This is a genomic window from Oceanobacillus caeni (genome assembly GCF_042678465.1).
GTDB classification, from domain to species: Bacteria; Bacillota; Bacilli; order Bacillales; family Amphibacillaceae; genus Oceanobacillus; species Oceanobacillus caeni.
In genome coordinates, this window is record NZ_JBHTKV010000064.1 from 1 (window position 1) to 1888 (window position 1888).

Sequence of the window (1888 nt, forward strand, 5' to 3'; positions counted from 1 at the left end):
TAATCGAGTAGGAGGAGGCGACTAACCTCCGACCTCTCACACCACCGTACGTACGGTTCCGTATACGGCGGTTTCATTTAAGTCCAACGTAATGTTTGATATCGATAATATAGACTCTTCAGCCCTTGGTTTGACCAGTATCGGTCACCAAGGGCTTTATGCAAGATTGGGCTATTGGCTATTCGCCAATAGGCTTTCCTTGTGTTTGCCCATTCCCACGCTTTTCCCTTATTGATTCCTTGTTTCATTAAGTTCTTATACTTTGTTTTGACTTTCTTCCACTCCTTCCAACGTATCATTCGCAGCCTTCTTCGAATCCAGCTATCTAGACCTTTAAATATAGAAGGTGTATCTGCCAGTTGATAATAACCAAGCCAGCCCACTAGGTATCGATTTAACTTCTCAATCCTATCCTTCATGTTCATAGACTTCCTTCTAGAAGTTAGTTCTCTAATACGTTGTTTGAAACGTTGGACACTTTCTTTAGAAACCCGAATCTTCGGTTTTTCCTTATGGACAGTGAAAGAAAAGCCAAGGAATTTGCGTTTCCATGGACGGTCTACTGCACTTTTCTGTTCATTTACTTTTAATTTAAGTTTTCCTTCGATGAATTTAGTAATACTTTTCATCACTCGCAAACCGGCTCTTTTGGAGCGTACATAGATATTACAATCGTCCGCATAGCGGACGAAATGAAGTCCTCTTTTCTCCAGTTCCTTGTCTAACTCATCTAGGACAATATTTGAAAGTAGTGGACTTAATGGGCCACCTTGCGGCGCTCCTTCTGTGTTTGGACGCACTATCCCGTCCTCCATTACACCTGCTTGTAGATATCTGCGAATTAGTTTAAGCACTCTGGAATCATTAATCCTTTGGCTCAATGTACGCATTAATCTATCGTGATTAACTTTATCAAAGAATTTCTCTAAATCCATGTCGACGACCCAACGATATCCTTGTTTAATATAGTTTCTTGCTTCTCTTACAGCGTCATGACCTCGCCTTTTAGGACGAAATCCATAGCTATGTTGAGAGAATGTTGGGTCATAAATATCTGTTAGGACTTGTGCAATTGCTTGTTGGAGGAATCGGTCCATCACAGTAGGAATCCCCAACTTCCTCTTCCCGCCGTTTGGTTTCGGGATTTCGACACGACGAACGGGTTGAGGATAGTAGGTTCCCTTTTCGAGTTGTCCTCGAATGGTAGTCCAGTGTTCCAAGATATGCGCTCGTAGGTTTTGTACGGGCATTTCATCTACACCGTGACTTCCTTTATTTCCTTCTACGCGTGTTAGCGCTTGTATTAAGTTTTCCCGTGATAGTATTCTCTCCAACATGGTATCTAACTCCTACGTGAATTGTCCGTCCTTCTTGTGTGGCAACTACTTTCAGCCCTTCTAATGTCCCCCACGGATTCACCGTTTCCTCCATTAGGAAGGAATAAATGTTTCTGCTTCATTAAGTGTTGCGTACGTAAAGTGGCAATTCTCCTTAAATGATTCAGCCCTTCCTAGATATTCTAGAAGTATCTAGTACTATGGCTTCTGCTGATTTCTGATAGTTCAGCGAACATTCGCATGTTCGGTTACGCAATGTGTTGCGCATTTCTAACAGACCTCCCCGGGTAAGGATGCAATCTTTCCTTCCACCTATCTGCTTCATTTACTCTGTATCACCTTCGACAGAAAGGACTTTGTTTTGTTTTGCAAACTCATCCAATGATACCTAGCCTTATATGAAGTTTGTGTTCCTCAGACCGGAAGTTTGCCGCCCGCTTCCTTCAGATTCCGCGTCACCACGGACACCCTTGCGTTGAGCTAACCGCTACTTCTGTCTTCACGGCTCGGGACTTTCACCCTAGAGATTGCACCCATGCCGGGCGCACAAA

1 protein-coding gene is annotated in these 1888 nt (G+C 43.3%); it reads right to left on the reverse strand.

Annotated features, from left to right (window positions below; genetic code table 11):
- Positions 1 to 77: 77 nt before the first annotated feature.
- Complete coding sequence (gene ltrA / locus ACFQ18_RS17990; RefSeq protein ID WP_047183676.1) at positions 78 to 1337, reverse strand: group II intron reverse transcriptase/maturase; 1260 nt, start codon at positions 1335 to 1337, stop codon at positions 78 to 80.
- Between the last annotated feature and the right edge of the window lie 551 nt (positions 1338 to 1888).

Coding starts and splice junctions, on each gene's coding strand:
- ltrA (WP_047183676.1), bottom strand. CDS start 1,337: ATGTTGGAGAGAATACTATCACGGGAAAACTTAATACAAGCGCTAACA.